This window comes from Xanthomonas sp. NCPPB 3570, assembly GCF_056725115.1.
The window spans coordinates 3,741,128-3,756,342 of record NZ_CM161513.1; the positions used below are offsets into that span (position 1 = coordinate 3,741,128).

The window sequence follows — 15,215 nt, forward strand, 5'->3', positions numbered from 1 at the left end:
ACAAGAGGGTGCACAGCGCCGGCGCCTCCGGCGCCGATGCCGGAGTGTCCGGAGCTTCCGAGAAGACGGGACAACCAGGATGCGCGACACGCACGAAGATACGACCAGCGCGTCCAACCACATGCACTTCGATTGGCACAGCGACACGATCACGCGCGCGACGCCGGTGGATGGAGGCTACCGCAACACGCAGAACGTGCGTCGTTTTCTCGTTGCGGCATGCGGCGACGGCTTCACCTTCGATCGCGCGTTCATGGCATGGATCCGCAATGGCGTCGCCAAGACCATGGGCGATGTCGCCGACGAATGGCGACGGCGGCATACCAGCACATCTGCGCCTGATATGGCGTCGCCTGTCGCGCACGCCGCAGGCGATGGGTCGGCGACAGTCAAGTAGCGCGAGACAGCCGCGCGCATGTCCCAGGGCACCGGTTTACGCAGGCGCCGATGGCGCGCATGTGCCATGTGTGCGCGTGACACGACAGGTCCGCCACCGTCATGCAAACCTGCGGCCCGTGCCGCGCGGCAGGCGACACGGGCGAGGCTGTCATCCAAGCCGCACACTCAGCGGCAGGCCTTGCCCTCCACGGTCATCTGCGCGGTGAACTGCGGCACCTGCGCGACCTTGCCGGCGGCCGCCTGCTGCTTGGCCTCCTCCAGATAGATCCGCGACTGGCCCTGGCCATCGCGCTCGGTGTTCAGCGCGACCGGCTTGCGCCACACCCGCACCACCGCCTGCTGCGAGGGACAGGCCGCGCTGGGCACGCGGATCAGGTCGTTGAACTTCCAGCCGGTGGCCTCGCCGGGCTTGGCCTGGTCGAACTCGACCAGCCTGGCGCGCGGCTGGCAGGTGGGGCTGCTGCGCACCGCGGAGAACCGGTAGGGCTGCGCCGCATCGCCGGTGTATTCGCCCTCGAAGCGCACGCAGGCCTCGGGGATCTGGCGAATGGTGTGCACCACCCCGACCGCCTGCGGCGCGCTGGCCGGGCGCTGCAATTCGGGGGTCGGATCGGCAGCCGCCGCGGCCAACGGCGCCAGCGCGCACAGGGCGATGGCCAGGATCGAAGCGCGTGCGCGCAGCCTTGGGGAAAGCGTCGTGTGCATCGGAGGGCATCCTGGGAAGCGATGCGCCACGCTGCCATGCGCAGACTGAACCGGACGCCAAAACTGCGATGCCCTGCCGGGTCGCTGGCGGCGTCACCGAGCCAGGCGCATACTCGCCCACGTCCAGGCCAGATGACATTGCGATACGCACCAGCGGCGCGCGTTGTGGCCGCGGAGTCGTTGCATGCTTCAGCTCCTACGGTGTGATCCCTCGGTATGTCCAGCGCTTGGGCGCCATCCACATCCTTGGGAGGGGTCATGCTGGAACGATATGCGGTCACCGTGGCACTGGCGTGCGCGGCCCTGGCGGTGCTCTACGGCATCGTCTCCACGCGCTGGATCCTGGCGCAACCCGCCGGCAACGAACGCATGCGGCAGATCGCCGATGCGATCCAGGAAGGCGCCCGCGCCTACCTCAACCGCCAATACCTGACCATCGCCATCGCCGGCGCGGTGCTGCTGGTGCTGGTCGGCGTGTTCCTGAGTTGGTACACCGCCGGGGGCTTTGCGATCGGCGCGGTGCTGTCCGGGGTCGCCGGCTACATCGGCATGAACCTGTCGGTGCGGGCCAACGTGCGCACCGCCGAGGCGGCGCGGCGCGGGCTGGCGCCAGCCATGGCGGTGGCGTTCCGCGGCGGCGCGATCACCGGCATGCTGGTGGTGGGGCTGGGCCTGATCGGCGTGGCCGGCTACTACGGCCTGCTGCAGTGGCTGGGCCACAGCGTCGGCGATAGCCTGCATGCGCTGGTCGGCTTGGCCTTCGGCAGTTCGCTGATCTCGATCTTCGCGCGCCTGGGCGGCGGCATCTTCACCAAGGGCGCCGACGTCGGCGCGGACCTGGTCGGCAAGGTCGAGGCCGGCATTCCCGAGGACGACCCGCGCAACCCGGCGGTGATCGCCGACAACGTCGGCGACAACGTCGGCGACTGCGCCGGCATGGCCGCCGACCTGTTCGAGACCTACGCGGTCACGGTGATCGCGACGATGCTGCTGGGCGGGCTGATGGCCGCCGAGGCCGGGCGCAACGCGGTGCTGTATCCGCTGGTGCTGGGCGGAGTGTCGATCGTCGCCTCGATCGTCGGTACCTTCTTCGTGCGCGTGCGCCCCGGCGGCTCGATCATGGGCGCGCTGTACAAGGGCGTGGTGGTCTCGGCGGTGCTGGCGGCGCTGGCGTTCTGGCCGGTGACCCAGCAACTGATGGGCGACACCGCCGCCGGTGCCGGCAAGCTCTACGGCTGCGCGCTGATCGGCCTGGCGCTGACCGGGCTGATCGTGTGGATCACCGAGTACTACACCGGCACACAGTACAAGCCGGTGCAGCATGTGGCGCAGGCCTCGACCACCGGCCACGGCACCAACATCATCGCCGGGCTCGGCATCTCGATGAAATCCACTGCGCTGCCGGTGATCGCGGTGTGCGCGGCGATCTGGGGCGCGTTCGCGCTGTCGGGTCTGTACGGCATCGCCATCGCCGCCACCGCGATGCTGTCGATGGCCGGCATGATCGTGGCGCTGGACGCCTACGGCCCGATCACCGACAACGCCGGCGGCATCGCCGAGATGGCGGAACTGCCGCCGGAGGTGCGCGCGGTCACCGACCCGCTGGATGCGGTCGGCAACACCACCAAGGCGGTGACCAAGGGCTATGCGATCGGCTCGGCGGCCCTGGCGGCGCTGGTGCTGTTCGCCGACTACACCCACAACCTGCGCGCCGCGCATCCCACCGAGACCTTCGCCTTCGACCTGTCCGACCACACGGTGATCATCGGCCTGCTGATCGGCGGCCTGATCCCCTACCTGTTCGGCGCGATGGCGATGGAAGCGGTGGGCCGCGCCGCCGGCGCCGTGGTGGAGGAAGTGCGGCGGCAGTTCCGCGAGATCGCCGGCATCATGCAGGGCACCGGCAAGCCGCAATACGACCGCGCGGTGGACATGCTGACCCGCTCGGCGATCCGCGAAATGATCGTGCCGTCGCTACTGCCGGTGGCGGTGCCGATCGTGGTCGGCCTGCTGCTGGGCCCACGCGCGCTCGGCGGCCTGCTGATCGGCACCATCGTCACCGGCCTGTTCGTGGCGATCTCGATGACCACCGGCGGCGGCGCCTGGGACAACGCCAAAAAGTACATCGAGGACGGCCATTTCGGCGGCAAGGGCAGCGAGGCGCACAAGGCCGCGGTGACCGGCGACACCGTCGGCGATCCGTACAAGGACACGGCCGGGCCGGCGATCAATCCGCTGATCAAGATCATCAACATCGTGGCGCTGCTGCTGGTGCCGCTGCTGTAGCTGCAGGGACAGCGGGCGCCGGCGACATGCCTGCGCCCGCTGCGCATGCGCGTCGTGGCTACAGGCAGTCGATCAGGCCGTCGTTGATGCTGCGCTCGCTGTGCGGCAGCGGCGCGAACAGCGGCCGTTCGCCCGTCAGCGCCGCGTACAGCGCGTGCAACCGGGTCTGCGGTTGCAACGGCGTGCGGCAGTGCCACAGCCGCGCATCGACCACCACCTGGCCGGTGTCCGGGTCGACGCTGGCCTCGCTGGCGGCGAAGCTCCAGAGGCACTCGCCGATCACACCGTCGCGCTGGCGCACCGAGCAGCGATAGCGCAGCGGCCGGTAGTCGCTGTAGTCGCCTTCGCAGAAGGTGTCGCCGCACAACTGGTCGAAGTCGTATGCCAGCCGTCGCTCCAGGTCGGCGAACGCCTCCCAGCCTTCGCCGGGCGCTGGGTAGTCCATCGCATCCACATACGCAGGCGCCGCCTGCTGCGCCTGCGCAGCGCCGCAGGCCAGGATCAGCACCGCCAGTAGCGGCCATATCGATCGCCGGATTCCGTTCATCGTCTTGCTCCTTGATGGGGGACAGTGACCACAGGGTCGCCGCCCCCGAGGACCCGCACCATCGGAATGCGCCCCATGCGGGCCGGTATGGAGTCCGAAACCGCTGTAGGAATCCTCCGATTCGCCGTGCGCTGCATTGCAACAGCCAACCGACTAGAATGCCTGCCTCTTTAGAAGCCACTCCACTGGAGCTAGCGCATGGGTCTGGAACTGGTCACCTCCGGCAAGAACCTGCCGGAAGAAATCAACGTCGTCATCGAAATCCCCAAGGATTCCGAGCCGGTCAAGTACGAAGTGGACAAGGCCAGCGGCGCCATCTTCGTCGACCGCATCCTCTCCACCCCGATGCGTTACCCCTGCAACTACGGCTACGTGCCCAACACCCTGTGCGGCGACGGCGACCCGGCCGACGTGCTGGTGGTGCTGCCGCTGCCGCTGGTGCCGGGCTGCGTGGTGCGCTGCCGCCCGGTCGGCGTGCTGAAGATGAGCGACGAGGCCGGCAGCGACGAGAAGATCCTGGCGGTGCCGGTGGCCAAGGTGTTCCAGGGCTACGCGCACATTGAGGACATCACCCAGGTGTCCGGCCACTGGATGGAGCGCATCGGCCACTTCTTCGAGCACTACAAGGACCTGGAGAAGGGCAAGTGGGTCAAGCTCGACGGCTGGGGCAACGCCGAGGAAGCCAAGCGCATCCTGCGCGAGTCCGTGACCCGTTACGAAGCCGGCGCCTGAGCCGCGCGGCCGTGGCGGGGCGGCTGCCCCGCCGTGGCTGACCCGTTTCACGTTTTGCCGTTGCCGGGGCGCCGCGCTCCGGGGTTTGCGGTACATTGCGTCATGGCATCACCGAGCCCGGTCCGTCCGCGATCCGGCTCTTCTTGGGGGACAGTCTCTTGCGCATCCTGTTCGTCGGCGACGAAGCCAGCCTTCCGTCCGAAGTCACTGAATACATTCGCGATCTGGGCGACGATTGGCAGGTCCAGAGCGTCGCCGACGGCAATGCCGCGATCGCCGCGGCAGCCACCGTGCGCCTGGATGCGGTGATCGCCGCGCCGACGCTGCCGGACCTGACCACTGCCACCCTGCTCGGCCAGATCCGCACGCTGAGCCCGGAAACCATCCGCATCGCGCTGATCGAGGCCGAACAGAGCAACCGCGCGCCGCCGGCGCGGATCATCGGCGTGGCGCATCGGTTCCTGCCGCTGCCGCTGTCGCCGGAGATGCTGCTGGAGGCGGTCACCAGCCTGGAAGAACTGCAGGAACTGCTGGGCAACCCGCGCCTGCGCTCCAGCATCGGCCGCATCGAGAAGCTGCCCTCGCCCCCGCATCTGTACCTGAGCCTGATGCACGCGCTGGAGCAGGACGAAGGCAGCAACGCCGCCGACCTGGCCAAGCTGGTCTCGGCCGACCCGGCGATTGCGGCCAAGGTGCTGCAGCTGTGCAATTCGGCGTTCTTCTCCAACGGCCGCACCATTTCCGACCTGCGCACCGCCGTCACCCGGCTGGGCACCGCCACCCTGCGCGACCTGGTCCTGGCCAGCGAAGTGTTCTCAGTGCAGGCGCTGTCCAACGCCGAGCGCAACGCGCTGCAGCAGCGCTCGCTGCTGGCGTCCAAGCTGGCCGCGAAGATGCTGCCGGCGTCCAGCGTCGAGCTGGGCTCGACCGCGGCGCTGCTGGCCGACATCGGCCTGTTGCTGCCGGGCGTGCGCGACGAGCGCGAGCCGCCCGTCGATGCCGACGACGCCCGGCCGGGTCACGCCGAGGCCGGTGCCTACCTGCTCGGCCTGTGGGGCCTGCCGATGCCGATCATCGAGGCGGTGGCCTTCCATCGCCAGCCGCAGCGCTCCAGCACCCGCAGCTTCTGGGTCACCGGCGCGGTACACGTGGCGATGGCCCTGGCCAGCGGCTCGGAGGTGGACGAGGAGTACCTGTCCAAGACCGGCATGCTGAGCAAGCTGCCGACCTGGCGCGAACACGCCGAAAACCTGATGGGGCTGACTTCGGCCTGAGCCCGACCGTGGCGCGCGCGGCCTGCTGCCGCGTGCGCCGACCGAAGGCTCCATGCACCGTCAGACGTTCAACAGCGCGGTAGATGCGCCCTGCGTAGCTCCTGCACAGCGCGTCGGCTGCGCCACTGCCGGGATGGCGCGGCGCATAATCGAAATCGCCAACGACGACCGCATAGTCCAAGGTTGTTCAGCTTTCGCTGCCCAGATCCAACACATGACGCCACCCTGCCACGCGCCGGTTCCTGCTAGCGAATACCATCGGCACACCAGCCTAAAAATGAACGATGCACTCTCGTCGAAGCGTGACCTCGCTTGCAGGCGTGCGTTCTTCGGACTGCACCAGCATCACCCGTATTGCCGGTTCATGCCGAGCCGGGCGAAGGCGATGCATGCGCCATCGGGCAGGCGGTCGGACTCGCCGCGGGCACGGACGCCCAGCGAGCACCGCGCGGTACTGCCGGCGGCCGCGCCGCGCGGCGGCACCAGCAACGGCGTGCGATCGCTGCCGTCAATGCGTGCGACATACGCGACTTGCGTGCCGTTCGGAGACAGTGCCTGCTCCAACTTGAACACGGACAGGGCGGTGATCGCCAATACACGCGCTTGAGGGTCGTCCAGCACACACTCCTGTTCGGCGCTATCGACAGGCGCCACCGGGCCGCGCGCGGACCACCACCACACGACCAGCACCAGCCAGCAACAGCCCGCATCAAAACTGCATCGGAGCCACCAAGCGGTGGCCGGTCTTGGCCAGGATCGGATGTACACCGACGCATCGCAGCGCGCCAGCCGCAAAGGCCTCGCGCAAAGGGAATGGCCTAGTTCACCACATTGAGCGCTTCACAACTTGCGCGTGACGCTCAGCCCAATCAGCCGCGATACCACCAGGGCGATGTACATCACCCCTGCGAACTGCTCGAGCATCACCAGCGCCCGCGCGAACGGTTGCACCGGCACCACGTCGCTCAGGCCCACGCCGGAGAGCACGCTGAAGCTCAAGTACAGCAACTCCATCCAGCTCCGTGGCGAGGACGCGTCCACGGCCGCGGTGAAGCTGCCCGGCCACCATTGCTGGCACACCGCGAAGACGAACGCGAAGGCCCAGGCCAGCAAGGTGAAGGTGGCACCTGCGGCATACAGTTCGTCGCGGGTGACCACATGGTCCTGCAGCATGTAGGCGATCAGGCTGCCGGCGGTATAGAAGTACAACAGGCTTTCCAGCAATTGCGCCCACGCGGTCATCGCCGGATTGCCGAGCAGGGCCGCGGCGATCGACAGCGCCACCGACGGCAGCGCCAGGCAACAGGCGATCCACAGCGCCGTGGGTCCGCGGTTGACCACCCAGAGCGCCAGCGACAGCACCACGATGCCGAACGCACCGAACAGCGCGCGCCCGGCGGCCGTGTCCTCCATCCAGGGATACAGCAGCACGCCCAGCAACTGCACGCCAAGCAGCAGCGCGGACGGATGGCGACGCAGCGCGAACGCATAGCGCAGCATGGGACATTCCCTGTGGCGACCAGCGCGCATGATAGACGGGCGTGTGCATGGCGCCGTCGTCACGACCGAAGATGCCGGCCGGCGCGTGCGGACACGTGCCGACCGCCACAGGTCACTCGGCGCGGTACACCTGCGCGCCGGCCTCTAGGAACTGCGCCGATTTTTCCGCCATGCCGGCCTGCAGCGCGGTCTCCGCGTCGACCCCGTGTTCGGCGGCGTAGTCGCGCACGTCCTGGGTGATCTTCATCGAGCAGAAGTGCGGCCCGCACATCGAACAGAAGTGCGCCAGCTTGTGCGCGTCCTTGGGCAAGGTCTCGTCGTGGAACTCGCGCGCCCTCTCCGGATCCAGGCCGAGATGGAACTGATCGTCCCAGCGGAACTCGAAGCGCGCCTTGGACAAGGCGTTGTCGCGCACCTGCGCGCCCGGATGGCCCTTGGCCAGGTCCGCGGCGTGCGCGGCGATCTTGTAGGCCATGATGCCGTCGCGCACGTCGGCGCGGTTGGGCAGGCCCAGATGCTCCTTCGGCGTGACGTAGCACAGCATCGCGGTACCGAACCAGCCGATCATCGCCGCGCCGATCGCCGAGGTGATGTGGTCGTAACCCGGGGCGATGTCGGTGGTCAGCGGCCCCAGCGTGTAGAACGGCGCCTCGCCGCACTCACGCAGCTGCTTGTCCATGTTCTGCTTGATCAACTGCATCGGCACGTGGCCGGGGCCTTCGATCATGGTCTGCACGTCGTGCTTCCAGGCGATCTTGGTCAACTCGCCCAGCGTCTCCAGTTCGCCGAACTGGGCGGCGTCGTTGGCGTCGGCGATGCAGCCCGGGCGCAGCCCGTCGCCGAGCGAGAAGGCCACGTCGTAGGCCTTCATGATCTCGCAGATCTCTTCGAAGTGGGTGTAGAGGAAGTTCTCGCGATGATGCGCCAGGCACCACTTGGCCAGGATCGAGCCGCCGCGCGAGACGATGCCGGTGACGCGTTTTGCGGTCAGCGGCACGTAGCGCAGCAGCACGCCGGCATGGATGGTGAAGTAGTCCACGCCTTGTTCGGCCTGCTCGATCAGGATGTCGCGAAAGATCTCCCAGGTCAGTTCCTCGGCGCGGCCGTCCACCTTCTCCAGCGCCTGGTAGATCGGCACGGTGCCGATCGGTACCGGCGAATTGCGCACGATCCATTCGCGGGTCTCGTGGATGTGCTTGCCGGTGGACAGGTCCATCACCGTGTCCCCGCCCCAGCGGATCGCCCACACCAGTTTCTCCACTTCCTCGGCGATGCCGGAACTGACCGCGCTGTTGCCGATGTTGGCGTTGATCTTGGTCAGGAAGTTGCGGCCGATGATCATCGGCTCGCTTTCCGGATGGTTGATGTTGCACGGCAGGATGGCGCGGCCGCGGGCGATCTCGTCGCGCACGAACTCGGGCGTGATCTGCTGTGGGATCGCGGCGCCGAACGCCTCGCCGTGATGCTGCATTCGCAGTTGCGCATCGTGCAGGTCCTGCAGGCGCTGGTTCTCGCGGATCGCCACGAATTCCATTTCCGGGGTGACGATGCCGCGCCGCGCGTAATGCATCTGGGTGACGTTGGCGCCATCGCGGGCGCGCCGCGGCAGGCGCCGTGCGGGGAAGCGCACCGCCTGCAGGCGCGCATCGTCCTCGCGCGCGCGGCCGAACTGCGAACTGAGCCCGGCCAGCGCCACGCTGTCGCCGCGCTCGGCGATCCAGGCCGCGCGCAGCGGCGCCAGGCCGGCGCCGAGATCGATCCGCGCCTGCGGGTCGGTGTAGGGCCCGGAGGTGTCGTAGACGGTGATGGGGGCGTTCTCCTCGCCGCCGAACACGGTGGGCGTGCGGGTCAGCGCGATCTCGCGCATCGGCACCTGCAGGTCGGCGCGCGAGCCCTGCACGAAGATCTTGCGCGAACCGGGGATCGGGCGGGTCACCGCCGCGGACAAGGTGTCGGTCTGCTGCTGCAGCGGGTTGGGTACGGCGTTCATCGGCGTTCGTCCTGGTTGGGTGACCCGCGGGGGAACGCGGGACGGGTGCGAGCGGACTCGCATCTCGGACGAAGCGGCGGCGCGGGCCCGCCACGGACGCGCACGCGCCGACAGCGGACTTGCGAAGCTTCCCTACGCCGGTATCAGCCGGATCAGGTTCGAAGGGACTGTCTCAACCGCGGCCTGCGCCGCGGTACCCCCGCTTCTGCGGCTATTAGACCCGTTTCCGCCGCCGGCCGCCAACCGGCGCGGGCTGAACGCCAGCACAGCCGCGGCGCCAATGTGCCAGCGCCGCCACGCAGATTGCCGCCAGCGACAAACCGCGACCACGCGGCCGGCCTAGGCTGGACGGACAAGAATCCACGCTCTCTCTCCTATTGCCGCCGGCACCGCTGGCGGTATTTTTTTGCCGACGCGCGGGCGATGGCTCATTCCAGCATGTAGGCCACACGCAGGCCGCCCCAGTGGCGTCCGCGCACATGCACCGGCACCGACAGGTCGAACAGGATCTGCCCGGTATCGCGCCGGTACACCTGCAGCAGATAGGGCGCGGTGTGGCGGCCGACGTTGCGGCCGACCCGGTCGGCGAAGATGCGCTTGGTGCGGTTGCCGACCAGGTCGCGCGCGCGGTCGCCGCTGAGCGGCTGGCTGAAGCGCAGATTGTGGGTCGGCACATAGCCGTCGACGTTGGCGCAGATCGCGAACACGATCCATGGATGCGCGGCCAGCAACGGCTCCTGCAGCGGCGGCAACAGCTCGTCGCACAACGCATCGAACGCGGTGCGGTACTTGGGCGGGTCGATGCCGGGGATCGGCACGTATTCGGTGGAGAACAGCGCATCCTCGCCGATCCGCCCGCGCGCCAGTGCGGCCTCCAGGGCCAGGCCGACGCTGACCGCGGCCGCCTGGGCCAGATCGCGCACGCGCGCATGCCGTGGCTGCCGCATCGGATCGGCGGGCAGCCGGAACAGGTTCACGCAATCGTGCAGGGTCTCGCTGCCGGCGGCCAGGTCGGCGCTGCGCTGGAGCACCTGCGCGGCGTGCTGCAGATTGCTGCGACTGAGCCCGACCACGTGCTCCACGGCGCGGCCGATGCCGCCGATCTCCCCGCTCTGCGTGGCGATGCGGCCGGCCACTGCCTCCATCGCCGTACTGGCGCGGCCGAGCAACTCGCCGATGCCACCCAGCACCTGTTCGGTGCGCTGCGCCGAGGCGGCGCTGTCCTGCAGCGCCGCACCGGTCTCGCCGATGATGCTGCGCACGTCGCGCGCCGCGGTGGCGGCGCGGTCGGCCAGTTGCCGGATCTCGGTGGCAACCACCGCGAACCCGCGCCCGGCCGGACCGGCATGCACCGCTTCGATGCTGGCGTTGATCGAGAGGATATTGGTCTGGAACGCGACCGCATCGATCACCTCGATGACCTGGTTGGCGCGCGCCGAACGCCGCGCCAGCTCCTGCATCGCCTGGCCGAGGCTGTGCGCCGCCTCCACGCCCTGGCGGGCGCTGTCGTCGGCGCTGGCCGCCACCGCGATCACCGCGCGCAGATCGCGGTCCGTCTCCTGCAGGCTCTGCAGCAACTGCCGGGTGGTGCCCAGCACCGTCTGCAGCGCATCCAGCTGGGTCTGGGACTGCCGCGCCAGTTCGTCGTTCTCGGCGACCACGTGCGGCACGTCGGCGGCGATCTGCAGCGACAACGCCACCGCCTGGCGGATCGCCTCGGCCAGGTTGCCGAAGCCGGCCGACAGGCGCCGCCCCGGCATCGCCTCGGTCTCCTGCGCCGACAGCGGCGTCTGCAGCCCCAGATCCAGATCGCAGCCGGTCAGCCGCTCGCCGACCCGATCCAGCAGCGCCTGCGCCACCGCCCCCTCCTGGATCCGCTGCGCCAGCGCCTGCAGCGCCGGGCTGGTCGCCCCCTGCGGCTGGCCCTCGCCGAGCAGCGCGACGTCGCGCAACAGTGCCGCGGTTTCCGGATGCGGCAGCGACAGCAGCCAGCCCTGGCCGCCACGATCGCGGTCGCGCTGGTAGCGCACGCGGCGCGCGGGATCGCCCCCCGGCGCCTGCCAACTGCCTTCGCTGTCGACCAGGGCGGACAGCGGCAAGCCCCAGACCGCCTCGCTGGCGGCGCCGAGCAGCGTTTCGGCCGGGACGCCCAGCAGGTCCAGGGCGGCACGGTTGGCGGCACTCACCCGACCGTCGGGCTCCAGCCGCAACAGCGCGATCGGGGCATCCGGCAAACCGGCAACGGGCGCGGCGTCGGCATCGGGACTGCGTGAGAACAAGGCCATCGGCGTCTTCCTCAGTGCTGCGGCCATGGTATCGGGTCGCCCACCTGGCGTTGCAGCCGTCGCACGCGCAAACGGGATCGCCATCATGGGTCGGTCGGCCAGGACGCCCGCCGCGGCATCACGCCGAGGCGGCGGCCGCGCGGCGCACGATCGCCGCCTGGCGCCGCGAACCGGACGTAGCGGCCGGATCGCGTCGTGTCTGCCGCCCTCGCTTTTGCGGGCCCCGCGTCCCGGGCCCAGTTGCGGCGTTTCCTCAATAACCGGCGGCCTGCCCGTCCTTGCGGCTCTCCGAGGCGCCGTAGTACACGCCGCTGTCCGGGTCGCGCGCGATCGCCTGGTAGCCGCCATACGGGCCGTCGGCGAAGATCACCCGGTGGCCCTTGCGCATCAGCGCGCGGATCGTCTCGTAGGAAAAGCCGGTCTCCAGGTTCAGCTCGCCACCGTCGCGCATCGCGGTGGCCTGCCCGGTCGGCTCGGTGGAGCCGTCGTGCTGGATCCGCGGCGCGTCGCCGGCCTCCTGCAGGTTCATGTGGAAGTCGATCAGGTTCATCAGGATCTGCACGTGGCCCTGCGGCTGCATCGCGCCGCCCATCACGCCGAAGCTCAGCCACGGCTTGCCGTTCTTGGTCACGAACGCGGGGATGATGGTCTGGAACGGACGCTTGCCCGGCGCGTAGCCGTTGGGATGGTCCTTCTGCAGCACGAACATCTCGCCGCGATCCTGCAGGATGAAGCCCAGCCCCGGCGGCGCCATGCCGCTGCCCATGCCGCGGTAGTTGGACTGGATCAGCGACACCATCATGCCGTCGGCATCGGCGACGGTCAGGTAGATGGTGTCGCCCTCCTCCAGTTGCTTCGGCGTGCCCGGCTGCACCTCCTTCAGCGCGCGGTCCATCGAGATCAGCGCGCGCCGCTGCGCGGCATAGTCCTTGGAGATCAGCCGCGCCAGCGGCGCCGGCTGGAACGCAGGGTCGGCATAGAAGCGCGCGCGGTCGGCGAAGGCCAGCTTCTTGGCCTCGGTGAACAGGTGCACGTGCTCGGCCGAGCCGAACGGAATCCTGGAGAAGTCGTAGCCTTCCAGGATGTTGAGCATCTGCAGCGCGGCGATGCCCTGGCTGTTGGGCGGCAGCTCCCACACATCGTAGCCGCGGTAGTTGGTGGACACCGGCTCGACCCATTCGCCGTGGTGGCTGGCCAGGTCCTCGTAGCGCAGGAAACCGCCATTGGCCTTGAAGTAGGCATCGATGGTGCGCGCGATCGGCCCCTTGTAGAACGCGTCGCGGCCGCCGTCGGCGATCTGCTGCAGGGTGTTGGCCAGGTTCGGGTTCTTCCACAGCTCGCCCTTGCGCGGGGCGCGGCCGTCGACGGTGAACTGCTCCTTGAAGCCGGGGTATTGCGACAGCCGCGGTACCGAAAGGTTCCAGTAGTAGGCGATGGTCTCGGCCACCGGATGGCCGTCGCGGGCGTAGCGGATCGCCGGCGCCAGGTTCTGCGCCATCGTCCTGCGCCCGAAGCGCTCGTGCAGCGCGAACCAGCCGTCGACCGCGCCGGGCACCGACACCGGCAGCGGGCCGGTGGCCGGGATTTCCTTCAGCCCGCGGCGCTGGAACTCGGCCAGGGTCAGTGCCTTCGGCGAGCGGCCGGAGCCGTTGTAGCCGTACAGCTTCTGCGTCTTCGGATCCCAGACGATGGCGAACAGGTCGCCGCCGACGCCGTTGCCGGTCGGCTCCATCAGCCCCAGCGCGGCGTTGGCGGCGATCGCCGCATCGACCGCCGAGCCGCCCTCACGCATGGTCTCCAGCGCGATCTGTGTGGCCAGCGGCTGCGAGGTGGCGGCCATGGCGTGCGGGGCGATCACTTCCGAGCGGGTCGCGAACGGCTGGCCGGTGATGCGGTCGGCGGCCTGCGCCGGCACCGAGGTGGCCAGCGCCAGGGCCAGCGCCAGGCGCGCCAGGGAAGGAAGCGAGACGGACATGCGCGGCTCTCCGGAAACAGGGACGCCCACCGTACCCGAGTGCGGCGGGCGGCGCCGCGCACGCGTGCACATCGCGCCCTTGGCAATCGCCGCATTTCCGCGCAGTCGGCGCCATTCGCCGCCCGCGCCGCCTCCGTTTCATGCGTAACCATGCAGTGCTGGCGCGGCTTTCGGCACATTCGTGCAGAAGGGCCCGCGACACAGTTGACAGTCGCGCAAAGCCCATGTTTATCTCGCTGCATGTTGCAGCGCCACACCCGCCCGAAGCCGACCCACCAGCCCGCCGCATTGCGCGCGGACGCTGCCGCGTCGCTCCTCGTACTCGTGCTTATTACCTCGCCCACAAGTGCGGGACGAACCGGCGTGTAAGCGACAAGCAGCCAGGATTCGATCAGACCCCGCACCGGCAACGGCGCGGGGTTTTTCGTTTCAGTGACCACGAATGCAAGACCCCTCTCCACTCCAACACCGTTCAAGGACATCCGCCCCATGACCAGTTCCGCCCAGCCCACCACCAAGATCGCCATCGTCGGTTACGGCAGCCAGGGCCGCGCGCACGCGCTGAACCTGCGCGAGTCCGGCTTCGACGTCACCATCGGCCTGCGTGCCGGCGGCCCGACCGAAGCCAAGGCGCAGGCCGACGGCTTCGTGGTGAAGAGCCCCGCCGAGGCGGTGAAGGACGCCGACCTGGTCGCGGTGCTGACCCCGGACATGGTGCAGAAGAAGCTGTACGAAGAGGTGCTGGCGCCGAACATGAAGCAGGGCGCCTGCCTGCTGTTCGCGCATGGCCTGAACGTGCACTTCGACATGATCAAGCCGCGCGCCGACCTGGACGTGGTGCTGGTCGCGCCGAAGGGCCCGGGCGCGCTGGTGCGCCGCGAGTACGAGATCGGCCGCGGCGTGCCGTGCATCTGGGCGGTGTACCAGGACAAGAGCGGCAAGGCCGAGCAGTTCGCGCTGGAATACGCCGCCGGCCTGGGCGGCGCGCGCGCCAACCTGATCAAGACGACCTTCAAGGAAGAGACCGAGACCGACCTGTTCGGCGAGCAGGCGGTGCTGTGCGGCGGCGCCTCGTCGCTGGTGCAGGCCGGCTTCGAAGTACTGGTGGAAGCCGGCTACCAGCCGGAAATCGCCTATTACGAAGTGCTGCACGAACTGAAGCTGATCGTCGACCTGTTCTACGAAGGCGGCATCACCCGCATGCTCGAGTTCGTCTCCGAGACCGCGCAGTACGGCGACTACGTCAGCGGCCCGCGGGTGATCGACGCGGCCACCAAGGAGCGCATGCGCGACGTGCTGACCGACATCCAGAACGGCACCTTCACCAAGAACTGGGTGGCCGAGTACGACGCCGGCCTGCCGAACTACAAGAAGTTCAAGCAGGCCGACCTGGACCACCCGATCGAAACGGTCGGCAAGCAGCTGCGCGCCAAGATGGTGTGGCTCAACGGCGACGCCGCTGCCGCGCCGGCCGCCGGCGGCACCAAGGCCGCGTAACCCGCGGCTCCCCCACCCGCTTCCA

12 protein-coding genes and 1 riboswitch are annotated in these 15,215 nt (G+C 69.0%); of the genes, 5 read left to right on the plus strand and 7 right to left on the minus strand.

Going from position 1 to position 15,215, the window contains the following annotated elements; translation table 11 throughout:
- Positions 1 to 79: 79 nt before the first annotated feature.
- Positions 80 to 397, plus strand: a complete 318-nt coding sequence (locus AC1PLR_RS16140) for a DUF6434 domain-containing protein (protein WP_481101640.1) — start codon at positions 80 to 82, stop codon at positions 395 to 397.
- 167 nt (positions 398 to 564) lie between these two features.
- Here AC1PLR_RS16140 and AC1PLR_RS16145 read toward each other — a convergent pair whose 3' ends face one another.
- A complete protein-coding gene (locus AC1PLR_RS16145; protein ID WP_481101641.1) occupies positions 565 to 1,104 on the minus strand; it encodes a hypothetical protein in 540 nt (179 codons plus the stop codon).
- 258 nt (positions 1,105 to 1,362) lie between these two features.
- Between AC1PLR_RS16145 and AC1PLR_RS16150 the strand changes: the two genes are divergently transcribed.
- Positions 1,363 to 3,390 carry a sodium-translocating pyrophosphatase gene (locus tag AC1PLR_RS16150; protein WP_017910504.1) on the plus strand — a complete coding sequence of 676 codons (2,028 nt, stop codon included), beginning with the start codon at positions 1,363 to 1,365 and terminating at the stop codon, positions 3,388 to 3,390.
- Between the two features lie 58 nt (positions 3,391 to 3,448).
- Here the strand turns inward: AC1PLR_RS16150 and AC1PLR_RS16155 are convergent, their stop codons facing one another.
- Positions 3,449 to 3,937: a hypothetical protein gene (locus tag AC1PLR_RS16155; protein ID WP_481101642.1), complete on the minus strand. Its 489-nt coding sequence runs from the start codon at positions 3,935 to 3,937 to the stop codon at positions 3,449 to 3,451.
- 198 nt (positions 3,938 to 4,135) lie between these two features.
- Between AC1PLR_RS16155 and ppa the strand changes: the two genes are divergently transcribed.
- A complete protein-coding gene (gene ppa / locus AC1PLR_RS16160; RefSeq protein ID WP_010343376.1) occupies positions 4,136 to 4,669 on the plus strand; it encodes an inorganic diphosphatase in 534 nt (177 codons plus the stop codon).
- Between the two features lie 158 nt (positions 4,670 to 4,827).
- Positions 4,828 to 5,943: an HDOD domain-containing protein gene (locus tag AC1PLR_RS16165; protein ID WP_010343377.1), complete on the plus strand. Its 1,116-nt coding sequence runs from the start codon at positions 4,828 to 4,830 to the stop codon at positions 5,941 to 5,943.
- Positions 5,944 to 6,288: 345 nt separating this feature from the next.
- On the opposite strand, the gene AC1PLR_RS16170 is transcribed toward AC1PLR_RS16165, so the two are convergent.
- The 5 genes from AC1PLR_RS16170 to ggt all read right to left on the minus strand — a co-directional run bounded on the left by AC1PLR_RS16170 (position 6,289) and on the right by ggt (position 13,693).
- Entirely contained in the window at positions 6,289 to 6,537 is a 249-nt protein-coding gene (locus AC1PLR_RS16170; protein ID WP_481101643.1) for a hypothetical protein, read from the minus strand.
- Between the two features lie 246 nt (positions 6,538 to 6,783).
- Positions 6,784 to 7,443, minus strand: a complete 660-nt coding sequence (locus AC1PLR_RS16175; RefSeq protein ID WP_481101644.1) for an ion channel — start codon at positions 7,441 to 7,443, stop codon at positions 6,784 to 6,786.
- 112 nt (positions 7,444 to 7,555) lie between these two features.
- Positions 7,556 to 9,433: a phosphomethylpyrimidine synthase ThiC gene (gene thiC, locus AC1PLR_RS16180; protein WP_481101645.1), complete on the minus strand. Its 1,878-nt coding sequence runs from the start codon at positions 9,431 to 9,433 to the stop codon at positions 7,556 to 7,558.
- 111 nt (positions 9,434 to 9,544) lie between these two features.
- Positions 9,545 to 9,644, minus strand: a riboswitch (TPP riboswitch).
- A gap of 217 nt (positions 9,645 to 9,861) precedes the next feature.
- The gene (locus AC1PLR_RS16185; protein ID WP_481101646.1) at positions 9,862 to 11,718 is read right to left on the minus strand and encodes a methyl-accepting chemotaxis protein; all 1,857 of its coding nucleotides are present in this window, start codon (positions 11,716 to 11,718) and stop codon (positions 9,862 to 9,864) included.
- Between the two features lie 253 nt (positions 11,719 to 11,971).
- Positions 11,972 to 13,693: a gamma-glutamyltransferase gene (gene ggt, locus AC1PLR_RS16190; protein WP_481101647.1), complete on the minus strand. Its 1,722-nt coding sequence runs from the start codon at positions 13,691 to 13,693 to the stop codon at positions 11,972 to 11,974.
- 489 nt (positions 13,694 to 14,182) lie between these two features.
- Here ggt and ilvC point away from each other — a divergent pair, with 489 nt between their 5' ends.
- Positions 14,183 to 15,190 (plus strand): ketol-acid reductoisomerase, encoded by a 1,008-nt coding sequence (gene ilvC / locus AC1PLR_RS16195; RefSeq protein WP_010343386.1) that lies wholly within the window; start codon positions 14,183 to 14,185, stop codon positions 15,188 to 15,190.
- Positions 15,191 to 15,215: the final 25 nt, after the last annotated feature.